Genomic DNA, 18,955 nt, shown 5'->3' on the forward strand with positions numbered 1-18,955 from the left:
CCCCCGCCATCCCCGCAGAGCTTGGCTCAGGACGGAGGAACGACCGGCTGATACCCTGCGCCCCGCGGTTGGTGCGTTCTGCGCCGATTGCCTGGCTTCCCCCCGTGGTACTCCTCGCCGCCCTGGCGTGGGGGCGGGAGGGGCATTCCCAGTCGCCGCGGCGTGATTCCGCGCGCGTCACGGCGAGCGCGCGCGATACGCTGCGTGGGCGCGCCAAGGGCGATACGGCGGCCGCCCGCGATTCGCTCCCCGATCGCTTGCGCCCGCTCCTCAAGTCGGCGTCCGACCTGGACCTCTCGCTCACCGCCCGCCTCGAGGCCAAGGCCGAGCGGACGCAGAACGAGCGGTGCGCGGCGAGCGCGCTCTTCTCCGTGGGCTACACCTGCCGTTCGGCCTTCACCCCGGCGTTCGAGGCGCAGTTCGGGCTCAAGTCCAACGGGGGGATCGGCGATCGCGTGGCGCTGGACGTGGACTACGACACGCAGCGCGAATTCGACGGCTCCAACCAGATCTCGATCGCTTACACCGGGCGTCCCACGTCGCGGCTGCAACGCCTCGAGGTCGGCAACGTCTCGTTCAACGCGCCGGCGTCGCGCTTCATCTCGGCGGGCATTCCCAGCGGCAACTTCGGCGTGCAGGCCATCGGCCGGTTCGGCAACATGCAGCTGACGGCGATCGCCGCGCAGCAGAAGGGGAACGTGGTGCGCGACCAGTCGTTCACCATTGGCCGCCGCACCACGCAGGCGCAGGAGCGCGAGATCGAGGATCACCAGATCGAGCCGCGGCGCTTCTTCTGGACCGTCGACCCGCAGAAGTTCGGCGCGGCGTACCCCAACATCGACATCCTCGACGCTCGCCAGATGCAACGGCTGGCGGCGGCGCTCCCGCCAGCGGTGCGGCCGGCGCGACTCCTCGTCTACCGCCTCATCCTCGGCGGACAGCCGCCCAATCCCAACGGCCCGCGCTTCCAGCTGCTGGGCGATCCGCTGTCGCGCCCCGGGCAGGTGTATGAACTCCTGCGGGAGAACGTCGACTACTACGTCGACCCGTCGCTCCTCTGGCTCGCCCTGGTGCGCCCGCTGGCGCTCAACAACGAGCGGCTCGTCGTGGCCTACGCCATGCGCGTGGCCGGGCGCGATACGGTCATCGCCGACATCGGCGGGACCCCCGACCTGGAGTACACCACCGAGCGAGCGCAGTACGCCAACCTCCTCTGGGATCCGCAGGTCACGCCCGATCACCCCGCCTTCCGTCGCGAAATCCGCAACGTGTATCGCCTGGGGGGCGAGGACGTGCGGCGGGAGAGCGTGCGCGTGCGCATCGTGGCCGGGACCAACGCCGACCAGGAGAAGCCGCCGGGCGGGAGCGCCACGTCGTACTTGCAGCTGTTTGGCCTGGCGCAGTTGGCCAATCCCACCACCTTCGACTGGGAGAACCGCCTCTGGCCGCGCCCCAACGATCCCAACTTCCTGGTGGCCAACCTGCCGGGCGCGAAGATCTTCCGCGACCAGTTCATCGTCTTTCCGTCGTTGGAGCCGTTTGCGCGCCGCGGCCTCGCCAGCCCCGACGTCGTGGCGGCCAACGACACGATCTACCGCACGCCATCGGAGTACCTGTACTCGCCGCAGCGCCCGCAGTCGTACTACCGCTTGCGCGTGGCGTACGAGACCGATGGCGGCGGGGGGATGGGGACCATCGCCCTCAACTCGGTGCAGATCCGCCCCGGCTCCGAGCGCCTGACGATGGACGGGCGCCTCCTCGTCAAGGGAGTCGACTACGACATCGACTACGAGCTGGGGCGCGTGCAGCTCCTCTCGGCGGACACACTCATCGCGCGCGAGCGGCACGTGGTGGCGCGCTACGAGGAGAACCCGCTCTTCGCCACCGTCCCCACCTCCATCTTCGGGCTCAGCTCCACCTGGGCGCTGCGGGGCGGGAGCGTGAACGTCCTGGCCATCTCGCAGTCGCAGCGCTCCACCTTCAACCGCCCGCCGCTGGGCTTCGAGCCGCAGGCGTCGGTGGTGGCGGGGGTATCGGCAAACTACGGATGGCAGCTCCCGTCGCTGGCGCGGCTGTTGGGGACGCTCCCGCGATCGGGGGCGACCGCGCCGGCAGCCGCAACAGTCCCGCGCCTCGACGTGCAGGCCGAGTTCGCGGTGAGCCGCCCGCGACAGAACAGCTCGCAGCAGGCGTACATCGAGTCGTTCGAGGGGGAAGGGGGGACGACGATCAACCTCCTGCAGGCGCAGTGGCAGTACTCATCCCAGCCGGCCATCGCTCGCGCACTCGGCGGGCGATTCGATCCGTCCACCTTTGATACCACGCGCGCCACCACGCTGGCGTACCAGAACTCCGGCGTGGGGAAGGACGGGAAACTCATCCAGTTCACCTACCGCGACATCGATCCCAACGCCTCGCTGGCGGGGGTGGGGTTCACCGCCGCCGAGCCGATCCTGTGGATGACGATGTACCCGTTAGGCGTGGGCGGGTTGTACGACGCGGCGGGGGAGCGCTATCGCTGGCAGACGGGGAAGCGCGCCAACGGGCGGCGCTGGCGCTCCATCCACACCGTGCTGGGGCAGGGCGGCGGGGCGGGGATCGACCTGTCGCGCGGCGAGCAGTTGGAGTTCTGGACGCTGGTGGATACGGCGGGGATCCGCCGTCAGCGGAACCCGACGCTCGTGCTCGACTTCGGCGACGTGTCGGAGAACTCGGTGACCTTTGCGCCGGAGACGCTCTCGGTGCAGTCGGGCGACTCGACGTGGCGCGGCCGCAAGATCCAGGGCTACAACCGGCTGGGGAGCGAACGCGATCCCTTCTCGCGCGCCTTCAACGCCGACGTGAACGACCGCGGCCTTCCCGGCGACGTGGTCGACTCGGTCACGGTCTTTGGCGGGACGCCGCCGTTCACCGCGTTCGACGTCCCGGTCTGCTCGTTAGGGCGCGGGGTGAGCCGCCCGCTGGGCGATGCGCAGGACGACTGCACCGTGCGCAACGGGCGCCTGGACGAGGAGGACATCGACCAGGACAACGCGCTCAACTTCACCTCGAAGGAGCGAGAGCTGGAGCGGGTGCGGCGCTTCATCGTCGACCTGAGCAGTCCGGCGAGTTATGCGCGCGTGGGGAAGTGCGGCGTGAGCATTGCCGACGTGAACGGCGCCGTCCCCGTGGCGTCGCGCCTGTGCTGGGTGCAGGTGCGCCTCCCGTTCAACGCTCCCGACGACTCCACGGCGGGGGGACCGCTGATTCGCCGCGTGCGCGCGTTGCGCCTGACGGTGGTCTCGGGGCTCACGCTGGGCGAACAGCAGTTCTCCCTCACCCCCGTCGCGCGGCTGCGCGTGGTGGGCGCCTCGTGGCTCAAGCGCGCCGACCGCACGCTGTCCGGGATTGCCGGGACGCAGCCCACGCTCGCGGGGGGGACGGTCATCGCCTCGCTCATCGGGACCCAGGACCGCGACTCGACGCGCGGCATCTTCTACGATTCCCCGCCCGGCGTGAGCGAGGTCCCCGACCAGGCCTCGTCGGTCTTCGGGGCACAGCAGGTGCAAGTCAACGAACGCTCGCTCCGCCTGCTCGCTACCGCCCTCCCGTTAGGCTCCCGCGCCGAGGCGTACTTCCGGTTTCCCGAGGGGCAGCGCAACCTGATGGGCTACCGCGAGCTGCGCATGTGGGTGCGCGGGCGCGGGCGTGGCTGGGGGCCAAACGGCGACCTGCAGGCCTTCGTGAAGATCGGGCGCGATGCCGACAACTTCTACCTGTACCGCACCGAGGCCCGCAGCGGGAGCGGGCGCGAGGCCTGGGGGCCCGAGGTCCGCGTCCGCTTCGACAAGTTCTACGCGCTGCGCGCCAAACTGCAGAATGCCTTCCTGCAGAACCGCCGCGACCTCCTGGGCTGCACCGCGCTCGACTCGGCGCTCATTGCCCGCAGCGGTGTCCCGGTGGGGACGCGCGCCGAACAGTACGCCGCGTGCGAGGACGGCTACGTCGTCTACACCGTGAATCCGGGCGTCACCCCGCCCAACCTTGCCGCCGTGCAGGAACTCGCGGTGGGGATGGTGCGCGTCGATTCGCTCAAGGGGATCGACCCGCCCATCGTCGGTGACACGCTCGAACTCTGGGCCGACGACATCCGGCTCGCCGACGTGGTCAACACCACCGGTTTCGCCGGCGAGGTCACCGCCACGCTCAGCGCCGGTGACTTCGGCTCCTTCCGCGTGGGGGTGCGCCGGCGCGACCCTAACTTTCGGCAGATCAACGAGGCGCCCTCGTTCCTCACCAACGACGACCTCGACCTGAGCGCCACCTGGCGCCTGGACCGCTTCCTTCCCGCGTCGTGGGGGTACGCCCTCCCGCTCACCGTCGCGCACCGCGCCAGCGGGGCATCGCCCGAGTTCCTCACCCGTTCGGACATCCCCGGCGCCTCGGTCCCCGGGTTGCGCCAACCCAGGGCGCAGCAGACTACCTACACACTGTCTGCGCGCCGGGCCACGCCGCTCACCGGGAGCTGGCTCGGCGCCATCGTCAACAACCTCATCGTCGACGGCGCCGTGAGCGCCGTCGGCAACCGCACCGAGTTCCAGAACGGACGCGTGAAGGACCTCAACGTCGGCTTCGACTTCTCGTCCGGAGGATTGATGGGCGGCCTCCCCGTGCGCGAGACCGGCGCCGGCGAGGGGCCGCGCGCCGGCTGGGGGCTTCCCATCCCCTGGGGTGGTGCCGGCGGCGGGAGGTTCCAGCTGCAACCGTCCATGGTGCGGCTGTCGAGCGCGCTGGTGCGCACCGAGGACTCGCGCGCCGCGTACCTCAAGCCCGCCGTCACCGGGAGCGACTCGGTGCGCCTGGCGAACGGACAACAGCACGTGTGGCGCACCGTGAGCACGCTCGAGTTCCAGCCGCTCCCCAACGTCACCGCGCGGTGGGATGCGAGCACCGTGCACGACCTGCGCGAGTACGGCGACAGCACCGCCAACGCGATCGCCGCCACGCTCGAGCGGTCCAGCCTGGGCGGCGTGGACATCGGCCTCGAGCGTGAGCGAACCATGGCGGCAACGCTGACCTATTCCCCCGTGACGCAGGGGTGGCTGCGACCGCGCCTCGCGCTGGCTTCGACGTACACCATGCTGCGCGACCCCAACAACCGCGCCGTGGTGATCGAGGACAGCCTGGGGCCGCTCACCTCGCCGCACCTGAGCCGGCGCGTGGGCAACACGCAGGTGCTCACCGCCGCCACAACGCTCGATCCCCTCCTGGCCGTCAGCACCTTCGCCCCCGAAGGGTCGCGCTGGCGAAAGGCCTTCGGCGTGCTGCGCCCCATCGACGTCAGCTTCAGCCGCAACCAGCTCTCCTCCTTCGACGGCCTCCCCGTCACGCCGGGGCTCGGTTTCCAGCTCGGGTTGGGCGGGATCGATTCCTTCCGCTCCGTCGACGACCACAATGCCGCGAGCGCCGGCGCCAGCAGCGACCTGGTCGTCGCCAACGCACTGGCGATACCCGGCGGCCTGACGCTGACAAACCGCCTGCAGCGCACCGACGCGCGGCACTGGAGCCGGCGTGAGGCAGTCGGCCTCACCCAGGTCACCGGCGAGGCCTTCATCTATCCCGACGTCGCGCTGCGCTGGAGCGGTCACCCCCGGCTCGTCGGCGCCGTCTTCAGTTCGCTGGGCGCCACCGCGCGCGCCCTCGTCTCGCGCCAGTCGTGGACCACCCCCGGCAACGACCTCGCCCTCCTCACCGAGCAGCGCGAGTCGCGCCAGGAGTCGTACCCGTTCACCGCCACGGCGGTCACCGCCTACGGCGATGTCTCGCTCTCCGCCACCTACGCCATCACGCGTCGTGTCGACTCGCTCCCCGGTTCGGTGGCGCGCCGCAAGGGGAGCGACCTCGCAGCCGACGTCAGCAAGGCCTTCGCGCTCCCCCAGTCGTGGCGGGTGAAGAGTCCCGTGCGCACGCGCATCTCCTGGCAGGAATCGCTCACGCAGAGCTTCGTGGAGAACGCGCAGGCGGTCGGCGCGCTGTCGCGCCTCACCGACAACGGGCGTCGCGCCTTCAACTTCAACGCCGACACCGACGTGGCCGAGAACATGACGTTCAGCCTGCAGGCATCGCGCGTGGTGACCTTCGACCGCAACTTCAACCGTCGCTTCGTGCAGACCGTGATCACCGCGGTCTTCCAGCTGCAATTCTTCTCGGGAGGAAGCAAGTGACGGCAGCGCTCGTCAGGAGAGCTGTGGCTGGCGCGCGCGTGGCGCTGGTTACGTGCCTCGCGTTGGCAACGTGCCTCGCGCTGGCGGCGTGCGGCGGCGAGTCGCGGCAGTCGTCGCGCGAGCTTGCCTCCGGCCCGTTCGACGGCGAGGTGGCCATGACGTATGTGCAGGCGCAACTCGCCTTTGGGGCACGCGTTCCCGGCACCGAGGCGGCGGTGAAGGGAGGGGACTGGATCACCGCACAGATGCGCCTGCGCGCCGACACCGTCGTGGAGCAGCGGTGGGATCACGTCACGGCCTCGGGGAGAAGGGTCCCCCTGCGCAACATTATCGCGCGCTTCAATCCCTGCGCGAGCGAGCGCGTGCTGTATGTCACGCACTGGGATTCGCGCCCTCGCTCGGAGAGCGCGAGCGACACCGCTCGGCAGCGCCTCCCCGTGCCCGGCGCCAACGACGGGGCCAGCGGCGTCGCGCTCCTCGTGGCGTTAGGCGACCTCCTCGTGCGCTCGCCGCCGCGCATCGGCGTCGACCTCCTCTTCGTCGATGGCGAGGACTACGGCGACTTTGGCCCTCCCGACGTCGACGTCCTCCTGGGCTCGCGCTACTTCGTGGAACACCTCCCCGAGCCTAGCTATCAGCCGCTCTTCGGCGTGCTGTGGGACATGATCGGCGACCGCGACCTGAAGATCGAGCAGGAGGCCAACTCGCTGCGCGCCGCCCCCGAGGTCGTGACGCTCGTCTGGGAAACGGCGCGGTCGTTAGGCCATGGCGACACCTTCCTCCCCACCGAAGGGTTGGCCATCACCGACGATCACATCCCCTTCCTCGAGAAGGGGCTGCACGTGATCGACGTCATCGACCTGGATTACCCCTGGCACCACACCCCCGACGACACCATCGACAAGATCTCCGCAGCCTCGCTCAAGCGCGTCGGCGACGTGGCCTGGGCGCTGCTGCAGCGCTGAGGGGGCGGCTGCGCGGGGCGCGGGATTTCGCCGGGCGTTGGGGCGTCGCCTGACGCGGGGGCGGCGACCGGCGGGGGCGGCGCCAGGCGGGGTGGCGCAGCGTTTCGGTACAGTGCGTGTGGTTTCGGTAACGCGGGTCGGCGTGGGGCTCGCCACGTTTGGTCCATGGCAACCACGTCCAATCGCGCGCCGCTGCTCGTCACGCTGGTCATCGTCCTCGGGGTGGGAGGGCGATGGCTGCGCGATAGCGATCACGGCGCGCAGGACCCAGCGGTGGCGAGCGCCGCGCTCGATTCGCAACTGGCGCTGGTGGAGCAGGCCGGCGACCGGGGGCGAGAGCGCCAGAAGGGCGGCGCTGCGCCTCGTGGGAGTCCCACCAAGCGCCCCCGCGCCGGCACCACCGACGCTCCCTCCGGGCGCGCTCTTGGCGCAGCCCGCGAGCGTCGCGCGCCAGCCGGCGGCACCGGCTACGGGGCGGCGCTGGCGGAGCAGGACCCGCCAGGTGCGCCGCGCCAGGAGCGAACGCCCCTCTCCGTCGTCCCCCCTGAGGGGGTGGCCAGGCTTCTCGCCGACCGCGAGCGCCAGACGAATGTCCGCGCGGGAGGGGCCCGCTCGCCCTCGACCTCAGATGTCCGGCGGGCGACGCTCGTCGACGCCCCCGCTCGGACTTCGCCTCCCCTGAGCGTTGACGTGGAGTCGGCGTCTGCGGCGGAACTCGAACGCCTGCCACGAGTTGGCCCCGCGCTCGCGCAGCGCATCGTCAGCGACCGTTCCACGCGCGGGCCCTTCGGCTCCATAGAGGGGCTGCAGCGTGTGCGGGGAATCGGACCCGCCATGGCGCGCCAACTCCAAGACTACGTGACGTTTGGGAGAACAGGGCGTCCCTGACATGCTGAGCCTTGGCCCCTCCGAGGTGCCCAACGTCCTGCCCCTGACGAACCGCATGGCCGCGCCTCCCGCCCCGTCCACTGAACGTATCCAGGACCTGCTCATTCGCGAGAACTACATCTCGCGCGAGCAGCTCGACAAGGCGTTGCGCGAGGGAAAGTCGAATAACCTCAGCGTCACCTACAACCTCATCAAGACGGGCGCGATCGAGGAACTGGATCTGGTCAAGATCCTCGCTCGCGTCTCGCGCATGCCGGCCGTCGACCTGTCGCGCTTCGAGGTCGACACCCGCATCATCAAGCTCGTTCCCGCCGACATCGCCACCAAGCACCTCGTCCTCCCGCTCAAGCGCGACGGGCGCACCCTCACGGTGGCGATCGCCGATCCCACGAACCTCGGGATCCTCGAAGACCTCAAGTTCATCACGCGCTACGACATCTTCCCCGTCCTCGCGGGTGAAGTCACGCTGCGCGGCGTCATCGAGAAGCAGTACGACGCCGGCGACTCGGCCATGTCCACGCTGCTGGACGAGTTCGCGGAGTCGAGCGATGTCGAAGTCGTCGAGGACACCGAGGAAGACGTCTCGGCGGCGGCGCTCGCGGCGCAGGTCGACGACGCTCCTGTCGTCAAGCTCATCAACGCCGTCCTCACCGACGCGGTCCGGCGCGGTGCGTCCGACATTCACTTCGAGTGCTTCGAGCACGAGCTGCGCGTGCGCTACCGTATCGACGGTGCGCTGCAGGAAGTGATGAAGCCGCCCATGAAGCTCAAGGCCGCCCTGATCTCGCGCTTCAAGATCATGGCGCAGCTCAACATCGCCGAGCGACGCGTGCCGCAGGACGGGCGCATCAAGCTCAAGATGGGGAACAAGGTCATCGACTACCGCGTGTCGACGCTCCCCACGCTGTTCGGTGAGAAGGTCGTGCTCCGAATCCTCGACAAGGGGAACCTGACGCTCGACCTCGAGAAGTTCGGCATCGAGCCGCGCGCCGAGCGCGAGTTGATGGAGGCGGTCTCCAATCCGTACGGCATGGTGCTCGTCACCGGCCCCACGGGTTCAGGAAAGACGACGACGTTGTACTCCGCCTTGTCAAAGGTGAACAACATCGACGTCAACATCATGACCGCCGAGGATCCCGTCGAGTACAACCTGTTCGGGATCAATCAGGTGCAAGTGCGCACCGAAATCGGGATGACGTTTGCCGCGGCGCTGAAGGCCTTCCTGCGCCAGGACCCGAACATCATCATGGTCGGCGAAATCCGAGACCTGGAGACCGGCGGCATCGCCATCAAGGCCGCGCTCACCGGCCACCTCGTGCTCTCCACGCTGCACACCAACTCCGCGCCCGAGACCGTCACCCGCCTTCTCGACATGGGGCTGGAGCCGTTCAACGTCGCGTCGGCGCTCAACCTCGTGCTGGCCCAGCGCCTGGTTCGCCGCATCTGCTCGCGCTGCCGCGTGAAGTACACGCCCGACGAGGTCGAACTCGGCGGCGCGAAGGTCAAGCCCGACACGACATTCCGCGAGCTGCGCTTCACTACCGAGGCGCTGGAGCACGCCAAGGCCCGCGCCATGCCCGACGCGGTGCCGCACCTGGCCAACCTCTCGCTCGACACGCGCATCGGCGACATCCCCTTCTTCAAGGGGCGTGGCTGCGACGAGTGCAACGGGACCGGGCTGCGCGGGCGTCAGGGGTTGTACGAGGTCATGTTCATGACCCCAAACCTGCGCAAGCTCATCCTCATGAACGTCGGCGCGCAGGAAATCCGCGACTCCGCCATCGAGGAGGGGATGCTCACCCTGCGCATGGACGGATGGCTCAAGGTACTGAAGGGGATCACGACGCTGGAGCAAGTCATTCGCGAGACCGCGGCGTAGCGCTCGGTGCGCTCGCGCCTTCACAGAGGACGAGAAGCCTACCCCGGCGAAGGCTGGGGGCGAGACGACGAGGATCGTGCCTTCGATGATCGACTGTGCCGCGCGTTACATAGTGACGCTGCCGCTTGGGCAGACGTCTTTTTCACGTAGCTCCACGTGGGATGGAAGGGAGGAGAGCATGGCCTACGGTTGGCACGCGACGCACTTCCAACGTTCCGGCTTCTCGTCTTCTCGTCTTCCCGTCCTCTCGTCTTCTCGCACAATCGCCTCATGACGCGTCCCGCCTCACCACCCAACGTGAACCTGCGCGCCCTCCTCGAGGAGATGATCGAGCGGGAGGCGTCGGACCTGCACGTCACGGCGGGGGAGCGTGCCAAGCTCCGCGTCGACGGCGACATCGTCAATTCGAACTTCGAGTACGTCCTCTCGCCCAAGGACACGCTGCAGCTGGCCTACTCGGTCCTCACCGAGAACCAGAAGAAGCGCTTCGAGATGGAGGATGAGCTCGATTTCTCGTTCGGGATCCAGAACCTCGCGCGCTTCCGTGGCAACTGCTTCAAGCAGCGCGGCTGCGTCTCGATGGTCATCCGCCAGATCCCGTTCACGATCAAGACCTTTGCCGACCTCGGGCTCCCGCCCGTGATTGCGCGCATGTCCGACAAGCCGCGCGGGCTCGTGCTCGTCACCGGCCCCACGGGGTCGGGAAAGTCGACGACGCTCGCGGCGATGATCGACAAGATCAACCGTGAGCGCAAAGGGCACATCATCACGGTGGAAGACCCCATCGAGTTCATCCACCGGCACCAGGGGTGCATCGTCAACCAGCGCGAGGTCGGGACCGACACCAAGACCTTCGCCAATGCGTTGAAGTATGCCCTGCGCGAGGATCCCGACGTGATCCTCGTCGGCGAAATGCGCGACCTGGAGACGATCCAGGCGGCGCTGACCATCGCCGAGACCGGGCACCTCGTCTTTGCCACCCTGCACACCAACTCGGCGGCCGAGGCCATCAACCGTATCATCGACGTCTTCCCCAGTCACCAGCAGTCGCAGGTGCGGGCGCAGCTCGCCTTCGTGCTGGAGGGGATCGTCACGCAGACGCTCTTGCCGCGCGCTCGCGGTCGTGGTCGCGTGATGGCCGCCGAGATTCTGGTGATCACCCCGGCCATCCGCGCCTTGATTCGCGACGACAAGGTGCACCAGATCTATTCGCTGATGCAGTCCGGGAAGAAGTTCGGGATGCAGACGCTCAACGACGCGTTGTACCAGTTGTACGTGGCGCGCGAAGTGACGGAGGACGAGTGCCTCCGCACGTCGAGCGATCCTAACGAGTTCCTGCGCATGATCGGCCGTTCACCGCTCGACGACGACTCGTCCGACAGCAAGAACGGCCGATTGGCCGGCGCCGGCAAACGGTAACGGAGCGTTGCACGTCGTCTCCCTCGTCCTCTCGTCTCCTCGTCTTCTAGCAGAGAGTCATGCCTGCCTTCACCTACACAGCACGCGCCGCCAACGGCGAGCTGAAGACCGCCACGATCGAGGCGCCATCGCGCGAGGACGTGGTCGCGCAGCTGCGCCGGCAGAGGCTCTCCGTCGTCAAGGTCGACGAAGACGCGAAGCCCAAGAAGAACAAGGGCTCCGTGAAGATGCGCGACATCGTCATCTTCACGCGCCAGTTCTCGACCATGATCAACGCCGGCCTCCCGCTGGTGCAGGCGCTCGACATCCTGGCCAAGCAGACCGAGAACAAGGCGCTGGCCGACGTGACGCGCAACGTCGTCTTCGACGTCGAATCCGGGCACACCGTTGCCGACGCGTTAGGCAAGCACCCCAACGCCTTCAGCGAGCTGTACGTGAACATGGTGGCCGCGGGCGAGGCGGGCGGTATCCTCGACACCATCCTCATGCGCCTGGCGACGTTCATGGAAAAGAACGACGCCCTCGTGCGCAAGGTGAAGGGGGCCATGATCTATCCCGGCGTCATCATGAGCGTGGCCGGCATTGCCGTGACCGTCCTCCTCCTCTTCGTCATCCCGGTCTTCGAGGAGATGTTCGCCTCGGTTGGGCTCCCGCTCCCGCTCCCCACGCGCGTCGTCATCGGGATGTCGCGCTTCCTCAAGAGCTATTGGTGGGCGGTGGCCGCCGCCATTGCCGGGCTCGGCTACCTCACCAAGCAGTACTACGCCACGCCCAACGGGAAGCTGGCGATCGACCGCATGCTGCTGCGCTTCCCCGTGCTGGGCGACGTGCTGCGCAAGTCGGCCGTGTCGCGTTTCACGCGCACCCTGGGGACGCTCATCTCGTCGGGCGTCAGCATCCTCGACGGCCTCGAGATCACGGCGAAGACTGCGGGCAACCGCGTCATCCAGGACGCCATCATGCAGTCGCGCGCCTCCATCGCCGGCGGCGACACCATTGCGTCGCCGCTGCAGAAGTCGGCCGTCTTCCCGCCCATGGTCATCTCCATGATCGCCGTCGGCGAGCAGACCGGTGGCCTGGACGAGATGCTGAGCAAGATCGCCGACTTCTACGATGAGGAAGTGGATGCGGCGGTGAGCGGGTTGCTGGCGCTGCTGGAGCCGATCATGATCGTCTTCCTTGGCGTGGTGGTTGGCGGGATGGTGGTGGCGATGTACCTGCCGATCTTCGACATGATCAACGCGGTGCAGTAGGGGAGGGGGGCGGGGCGGAGTCGAGATTGTGTACGCTCCGACGCTCTATCGACAGGAGCTCCGACGATCTATCGACAATCTCTGACGTTTCGTCGACTGTCGTCCAATAGTTGATGCGCCTAAGGCAGGGGTGAAGTTGCGACGCAACACCTGATTGATTCTGAGACATGGCGTTCTGATGATGAGCTTGACGGCTGACTGCTTGTGAAGTCGTAGCGTACAGTGAGCAAGAGCGCGCGGCGCCTCCTCGAGGTTCCGCGCGCTCTACGTCTCCGAGGTGTGCGGCCACGTGACCGATCTGGCCTCAATCAGCCATACCCATTGTGAATGGGTCATCACTGCAATGCAGTGGCATTTCGTGAACATGAGACGAGGGAAACGGACATTTTCTTGGCGCCGTTGGCCAAGCACCTCGTCTACTGCCGAGTCGGATATCCTCAGCCATGCGAGCAGACGGCTTCGGTGGGGCACACCTACTTGATTCAATGGTCTATCGCGGAGCGCGCGCACCGCTGGATCTTTGCTCGTTCGCCGCAGCGCCGGGCCGAGTGGTTCCGCGAACGCCGTGTCTACCAAGCTCTGTTCGTGGAGAAGGAGGCCGCGTGGGCCGACTTCCAGGATTCCCAGGTCAGGGAAGAGTTGTCTGCACCCTGAGTAGCCGAGGCCACACCAACCGTCTCCGTGCGTGGCATCGGCCGTCCATATGGCCATCGATGCCGTTCCGCACGCCCCGGCATCCAGTTCGACGCTGCGCGCCCGCCGTCATTCTGATGCGAGCATCGTGCACCCAGGAGCGATTGAGTAGCAGGACTTTACACCCTGCGAAGCCGACAGCCGTAGATCGCATTCTCCCGCGGGCTGTAGCGTGGCAAGTGCGTGCACGCCACACCCGCGAACGGAGCTGCTGTCCATGTCTGTATCACTCACGATCAACGGGACGCCCGTCTCGGTCGATGTCCCTGGGGAGATGCCGCTCCTCTGGGTTCTGCGCGATGTCCTCGACCTCCCGGGCACCAAGTTCGGGTGCGGGCGAGCGCTCTGCGGAGCCTGTACGGTCCATGTGAACGGCTCTGCCGTCCGCTCGTGCACGGCGCAGATCGCCGAAGCCGAAGGCGCAGAGGTGAAGACCATCGAGGGACTCTCCCCCGACGGGTCGCACCCGCTGCAGCGTGCGTGGAAGGCGCTCGACGTCGCACAGTGCGGCTACTGTCAACCTGGCCAGATCATGGCCGCCGCGGCCCTCCTCGCTCGCACGACGAAGCCGACGGATGCTCAAATCGATGCCGCGCTCTCGGGTAATCTGTGCCGGTGCGCCACTTACCTACGCATCCGTGAGGCGGTGAAGCTCGCCGCAACGGATAGCGCGCCGCGTTCGATCATCCCCACTCGCTGAGGCGCCCATGGAACAGCGGCCGCTCAATCGTCGCGCCTTTCTGCGTGCCAGCGCCGTCGCCGGGGGCGGTGTGATGCTCGGGCTCTATGCCTGGCCGGCGCCGTCCGGCCCCCCGTCTGGCATGAGAATGCGGACGGGCGAGCCAGACGCCGGCGCCGAAACCGGGCTCTTCGCGCCGAGTGCGTACATCCGCATCGATGTCAGCGGTCGGGTGACACTCGTGTCGAAGAACCCGGAAGCGGGACAGGGAATCAAGACGACGCTTCCGATGCTTATCGCCGAAGAACTCGAGATCGATTGGAAGGACGTCGTCGTCGAGCAGGCCGACGGCGATCAGGCCACGTACGGCTTCCAGTTCCTGGGCGGAAGCTCCGGGACAATGTCGAACTGGGAAGAGATGCGGCGCATTGGAGCGGCCGGACGCGTGATGCTGGTAGCGGCGGCCGCCCAGCGATGGGGTGTCGCCGCGGAGGAGTGTCGGGCGGAGTCCGGGCGTGTGCATCATGCGGCGACGAAGCGGTCGCTCGGCTATGGCGAACTCGCCGCGACGGCCGCCACGCTTGCGGCTCCCGATCTGAAGTCGGTTCCGCTCAAACCGGCCTCCCAATTCCGGCTCGTCGGGACGTCCGTCCCGAACGTCGACGCCGACGCCATCGTGAGAGGCAAGCCCCTGTTCGCCATCGATGTGAAGGTCCCGGGGATGGCTCATGCCGTGTTCGTGAAGTGCCCGGTCTTCGGTGGTACGGTCGCCGGTGCGAATCTCACGGAGATCCGCGCACTTCCTGGCGTGCGGACGGCCTTCGTCGTGGACGGCGGGCGGGAGTGGAACGGAATGCTGGGGAACGGGCTCGCTGGTGGGGTCGCCATCGTCGCCGACACCTGGTGGGCGGCGAACTCGGCGCGGCAGAAACTCCGCGTCGAGTGGAACGAGGGACCGACGGCGACCCAGAGCAGCGCTGTATGGGAGCAACGCGCGAATGCCCTGTCGCCGCATCCATGGACTACCCAGCTCCGTGCAGATGGTGACGTCGACGCGGCGCTCAGGAGCGCCGCGAAGGTAGTTAGCGCGAGCTACGCCTATCCCTTCCTGTACCACGCCACCATGGAGCCGATGGGATGCACGGCGCGCTTCGTCGACGGAAAGCTGGAGCTGTGGGCTCCGACGCAGCACCCCGCAGGAGCACGCGACGCGGTGTCCAAGACTTTGGGAATGTCTCCGGACGCGATCACGATCCATCTGATGCGCATGGGTGGCGCGTTCGGCCGTCGTTTCATGCACGACTTCGTCGTCGAAGCCGCGTGGATCGCGCGAGAGGCCGGGATGCCCGTCAAGCTCACGTGGTCGCGCGAGGACGACGTCCAGCACGGCTTCTATCGACCCGGCGGCTTCCACTTCCTGAGGGGCGGTCTGGATGAGGCGGGACGGCTCCTCGCGTGGCGAAACCACTTCGTGACCTTCGGCGACGGCGACAAGACGGCGTTCGACGCCGGGATGTCGGGGGCCGAGTTTCCCGCGCGGTTCGTCGACCACTTCGCGGCAGGGATGTCGATGATGCCGTTAGGCGTCCCGACGGGCCCTCTCCGAGCACCGCAGGGGAACGCGATGTCGTTCGTGATGCAGTCATTCCTCGACGAGCTCGCGCACGCCGCAGGCAGGGATCCCCTCCAGTTCCGGCTCGACCTGCTGTCGGACGGGCGGGCCCTCACGGATCCCGCGTTCGATGCTGGTCGAGTGCGCGGCGTCCTCACACTCGTGGCGGAAATGTCTGGATGGCGCAACCGCGCGAAGGCGCCCGGGAGAGGGATGGGGCTCGCCTTTCACTACAGTCATCGCGGCTACTTTGCCGAGGTAGTCGAGGCAAGTGTAGACGACAATCGCCGGGTGCGTGTGCACCAGGTGTGGGCGGCGGGTGACGTCGGCGGCCCTATCATCAGTCGCAGCGGTGCTACCGGCCAGGTGCAAGGCTCGGTGCTGGAGGGCCTGGGGAGTGCCATGGGACAGGAGATCACAATCGAGCGCGGCCGCGTTGTGCAGTCCAACTTCAACGACTACCCGATCCTCCGTCTTCGGCAGGCGGTGCCGGTCGACGTGCGGTTCGAGCAGTCCCATGCGCCGCTGAGCGGGTTGGGGGAGCCGTCGCTTCCGCCGGTCATCCCAGCGCTGTGTAACGCGATCTTCGCCGCCTGCGGAGAGCGCGTGCGCTCGCTCCCCCTCTCGAAGAGCGGATTCCGCTGGGCATGAGCCGTCGGAGCGGTGACGGGCAAGGAGTCGTCACCGCTTCTCGCGGCCACGTGGATTCCCACTCGGCCGCACTCGGAGGCGCTTCGTGGGCGCGGGCGCGCCTAACGCGGGGCGCTGCGCGCCCCGGAGGTGCTCGATCAGCGCGCGGAGCGCCGTCGAGGCGCGCCGCCTCTCCGGATAATACAGGTAGAAGCCGGGGAAGGGCGTGGAGAATTCGTCGAGGACCGTCTCCAGCTCGCCACTCGCCACCGCATCTCTCAGGCGCGTCTCGTCGACAAGCGTAAGGCCGATACCGGCGGTCGCGAGGCGAACATTGAGTGCCGGGTCGTTCGTGAGCACGCGCGCCCGGACGTCGACTGCGAAGTCGCGGCCGTTCTCCGTGAACTCCCAGCGATACGCCGGGGACTTTGCTGTCGGGTGCCAGTTGATGCACGTGTGCTGTACGAGGTCGCGTGGATGCGTAGGCTTCGCGTGCCGGGCGAAGTAGGCAGGCGAACCGACCACCACCAATCGCAGGTCCCCAGAGACCGGGACCGCGACCATATCCCGGTCGATCACCTCCCCGAGCCGCACGCCGGCGTCGTACCCCTCGTCGACGATGTCGACAGGCTCGTCGCTGATGAACAGGTCGAGGGCGACGTGCGGGTGCGCGGCCATGAAGTCGGCGAGCAGTGGTCCGCTGAGAAACGTCTGCGCCGCTCCGGCAACGTGCAGACGAATCGTTCCGCGAGATTCGACGCTCATGTCCCCGACGGCGGCAACCGCGCTTCGCACTTCCGCCAGGGCACGGCTCGCTCCCGCGTAGAGCCGTTCCCCGGCTTCCGTCAGCCGCACACTGCGCGTAGTCCGATGCACCAGCGCGACGCCCACGCGCTCCTCGAGGCGACGAATGGCTTGGCTCACCGCGGAACCGGTCACGCCGAGTCGGTCCGCAGCCGCGCGGAAGCCGCGTGTCTCCGCGACCGCGACGAAGGTGGCCAGTCCCTCCAGTTCGTCACTCATTGGTTAGATGAACTACACAGGCCGGTCAGCATCGTCAAGTAGATCGATGCGCATGTATTCCCTTGATTGAGGGCACGTCGGGCGGTTCCGGCGCGACCCGGTCAGGAGAACTCATGCGGCATCGCACGCTTGGCACACTCGACGTATCGGCGCTCGGAATGGGCGCGATGGGACTCAGCTTCGGACTCGGTCCAGCCGCGGACGTGCAGCAGGGCATTCGCGTCCTGCGGGCGGCAGTCGAGCGCGGCGTCACCTTCTTCGACACCGCCGAGGCCTACGGACCGTTTACGAACGAGTCCTTGGTGGGCGAGGCGCTCGCGCCTGTCCGCGATCAGGTAGTGATCGCGACAAAGTTCGGCTTCAAGCTGGACCCCGACACCGGCGCCACCATCGGTGTTGACAGTCGCCCGACGCACATTCGCGACGTCGTCCACTCGTCGCTGCAGCGGCTGCGCACGGACGTCATCGATCTGCTCTACCAGCACCGCGTCGACCCTGCCGTGCCCATCGAAGAGGTGGCGGGTACCGTCCGGGACCTGATTGCCGAGGGCAAGGTCAAGCACTTTGGCCTCTCCGAAGCAGGGGCCGGGACCATTCGGCGCGCCCACGCGGTCCAGCCGGTCACCGCGGTGCAGAGTCAGTACTCGCTCTGGACACGGGAGCCCGAGACGAATGGCGTGCTCGAAACGTGCGGTGCATTAGGCATCGGCTTCGTTCCGTCGGGCCCCCTCGGCGCGGGCTTCCTGACGGGGAAGATCGACGCGACGACCACGTTCGACGCAACCGACTTCCGAAACGCCTCCCCGCGCTTCACGCCCGAAGCGCGTGCGGCGAATCACGCGCTCGTCGAGCTGCTTCGCCGCATCGGCGCGGCCAAGGGCGCGACGCCGGCGCAGATCGCGCTGGCGTGGCTCCTGGCGCAACGCCCGTGGATCGTGCCGATCCCCGGCACGACGAAGCTGCACCGCCTGGAGGAGAACCTCGGCGCCGCCGACGTCGCACTCTCGCCGGACGACCTGGGTGAGATCGACGCAGCTCTCGCCGGGATCCCCGTGCAGGGCGCTCGGCTCCCCGAGGCTGTGCTCCAGTTCTCGAACCGGTGAGGGCGACTACGATGACGAAGGTGCTCATTCTGGGCGCGACCGGCAGCATCGCCCGCGTGGCGACGAAGCTGTTTCTGAACGAGACCGACGTGGAACTGACCCTGTACGCGCGCACGGCGCGTCGACTGGGACCGGTCGACGCCGCCCGCGTGCGGATCATCGAGGGTGACGTGCTCGACGCCGCGACGCTCACCGACGCAATGGCGGGGCAGGACGTCGTCTACGCCAACCTCGCCGGCGACCTCGTGGCGATGGCGCGGAGCGTCGTGGACGCGATGCACGCCGCCGGGGTACGGCGCCTCGTGTGGATCAGCTCCATGGGGATCTACGGCGAGGTGCCGGGCGAGCGGTACCGCCGAGTGCTCGACCCGTACCGCGACTCGGCCGCCGTGATCGAGGCGTCGGACCTCGACTGGACGATCCTGCGGCCGGGCTGGTTCACCGACGATGACGACGTCACCTACGAGACGACACGGAAGGGCGAACCGTTCCGCGGGCACGACATCTCGCGCATGAGCCTCGCGACGCTCGTCGTTAGGCTCGCGACGACTCCGGGGCTGGTGATCCGCGAGAGCCTGGGCGTGAACACGCCGGTTTGACATCACGAA

11 protein-coding genes are annotated in these 18,955 nt (G+C 67.8%); 10 read left to right on the forward strand and 1 reads right to left on the reverse strand.

Annotated features, from left to right (window positions below; genetic code table 11):
* The first annotated feature begins 104 nt into the window (after positions 1 to 104).
* From sprA to IT359_03620, 8 genes are all read left to right on the forward strand, one after another.
* Positions 105 to 6,203: a cell surface protein SprA gene (gene sprA, locus IT359_03585; protein ID MCC6928054.1), complete on the forward strand. Its 6,099-nt coding sequence runs from the start codon at positions 105 to 107 to the stop codon at positions 6,201 to 6,203.
* A 62-nt stretch (positions 6,204 to 6,265) separates the two neighbouring features.
* The gene (locus IT359_03590; GenBank protein MCC6928055.1) at positions 6,266 to 7,168 is read left to right on the forward strand and encodes a M28 family peptidase; all 903 of its coding nucleotides are present in this window, start codon (positions 6,266 to 6,268) and stop codon (positions 7,166 to 7,168) included.
* Positions 7,169 to 7,333: 165 nt separating this feature from the next.
* Positions 7,334 to 8,056 (forward strand): helix-hairpin-helix domain-containing protein, encoded by a 723-nt coding sequence (locus IT359_03595; GenBank protein ID MCC6928056.1) that lies wholly within the window; start codon positions 7,334 to 7,336, stop codon positions 8,054 to 8,056.
* Position 8,057: 1 nt separating this feature from the next.
* Entirely contained in the window at positions 8,058 to 9,935 is a 1,878-nt protein-coding gene (gene tadA / locus IT359_03600) for a Flp pilus assembly complex ATPase component TadA (protein ID MCC6928057.1), read from the forward strand.
* A gap of 270 nt (positions 9,936 to 10,205) precedes the next feature.
* The gene (locus IT359_03605; GenBank protein MCC6928058.1) at positions 10,206 to 11,354 is read left to right on the forward strand and encodes a type IV pilus twitching motility protein PilT; all 1,149 of its coding nucleotides are present in this window, start codon (positions 10,206 to 10,208) and stop codon (positions 11,352 to 11,354) included.
* A gap of 59 nt (positions 11,355 to 11,413) precedes the next feature.
* Complete coding sequence (locus tag IT359_03610) at positions 11,414 to 12,607, forward strand: type II secretion system F family protein (GenBank protein ID MCC6928059.1); 1,194 nt, start codon at positions 11,414 to 11,416, stop codon at positions 12,605 to 12,607.
* 910 nt (positions 12,608 to 13,517) lie between these two features.
* Positions 13,518 to 14,000 (forward strand): (2Fe-2S)-binding protein, encoded by a 483-nt coding sequence (locus IT359_03615; GenBank protein ID MCC6928060.1) that lies wholly within the window; start codon positions 13,518 to 13,520, stop codon positions 13,998 to 14,000.
* Positions 14,001 to 14,007: 7 nt separating this feature from the next.
* Positions 14,008 to 16,242 (forward strand): xanthine dehydrogenase family protein molybdopterin-binding subunit, encoded by a 2,235-nt coding sequence (locus IT359_03620; GenBank protein ID MCC6928061.1) that lies wholly within the window; start codon positions 14,008 to 14,010, stop codon positions 16,240 to 16,242.
* Positions 16,243 to 16,272: 30 nt separating this feature from the next.
* Here IT359_03620 and IT359_03625 read toward each other — a convergent pair whose 3' ends face one another.
* Positions 16,273 to 17,244, reverse strand: a complete 972-nt coding sequence (locus IT359_03625; protein ID MCC6928062.1) for a LysR family transcriptional regulator — start codon at positions 17,242 to 17,244, stop codon at positions 16,273 to 16,275.
* A 113-nt stretch (positions 17,245 to 17,357) separates the two neighbouring features.
* Between IT359_03625 and IT359_03630 the strand changes: the two genes are divergently transcribed.
* Together IT359_03630 and IT359_03635 are read left to right on the forward strand one after the other, a co-directional pair.
* Entirely contained in the window at positions 17,358 to 18,347 is a 990-nt protein-coding gene (locus IT359_03630) for an aldo/keto reductase (GenBank protein ID MCC6928063.1), read from the forward strand.
* Between the two features lie 11 nt (positions 18,348 to 18,358).
* The gene (locus IT359_03635; protein ID MCC6928064.1) at positions 18,359 to 18,946 is read left to right on the forward strand and encodes an NAD(P)H-binding protein; all 588 of its coding nucleotides are present in this window, start codon (positions 18,359 to 18,361) and stop codon (positions 18,944 to 18,946) included.
* Positions 18,947 to 18,955 lie beyond the last annotated feature (9 nt).

The organism is Gemmatimonadaceae bacterium (genome assembly GCA_020852815.1).
GTDB lineage: Bacteria > Gemmatimonadota > Gemmatimonadetes > Gemmatimonadales > Gemmatimonadaceae > SCN-70-22.